Origin of the sequence: Hymenobacter sp. AT01-02 (assembly GCF_000961955.2) — a bacterium.
Classification (GTDB): Bacteria; Bacteroidota; Bacteroidia; order Cytophagales; family Hymenobacteraceae; genus Hymenobacter; species Hymenobacter mucosus.
Map to the genome: position 1 here is coordinate 1 of NZ_JZIR02000200.1, position 572 is coordinate 572.

General features: G+C 50.0%; 1 protein-coding gene. It reads left to right on the forward strand.

Features of this window, described 5'->3' with window-relative positions; all coding sequences use genetic code 11:
- Positions 1-462: DUF5916 domain-containing protein (locus VI25_RS22340; RefSeq protein ID WP_236705212.1), on the forward strand; the 462-nt coding region annotated here is incomplete at its 5' end.
- Positions 463-572: the final 110 nt, after the last annotated feature.

Sequence of the window (572 nt, forward strand, 5' to 3'; positions counted from 1 at the left end):
CAGTTCGGCGGGAATGTGCTATTGAGGAAAGCCCCGGTGGATGTGTTACTGGGTCGCCGTCGCGTGCTCACCGTCACAAACACGCTATCGGGAGCGTACACCTTTAACAATCGGATGTCGCTCACTATCCGCATGCGGCACTACACCAGCACCGTGAGCTATGCTGATTTCGTCCGCCTAGGTAAAGATGGCCGGGAAACGCTGGTAGACTACCGCCGCAACCGCGACAATACCTTCAATGCCTTCAACGTGGACGCAGTATATGCGTGGTGGTTTGCGCCCGGGTCACAGGTAAGTATTGTGTGGAAGAATGCTAGTTCCTCTTTTCTGGAGGCCAACGAAGCTACTCCACTCTACTTCAGTAACCTGAACAATACCATGAATACCCCCCACAACAATAACCTATCCATCAAAATCCTCTACTACCTAGACTATCTGATGGTGAAGCGCCGGCTGACATAACCCAACAACACTACAGAATAAAAGGCCTTGAACATCTTGTTCAAGGCCTTTTTAGTTGATTCAGAAGGAAGTAGCCGTTCAAGACGGTCAGGCAAAGAATATAGATGAAG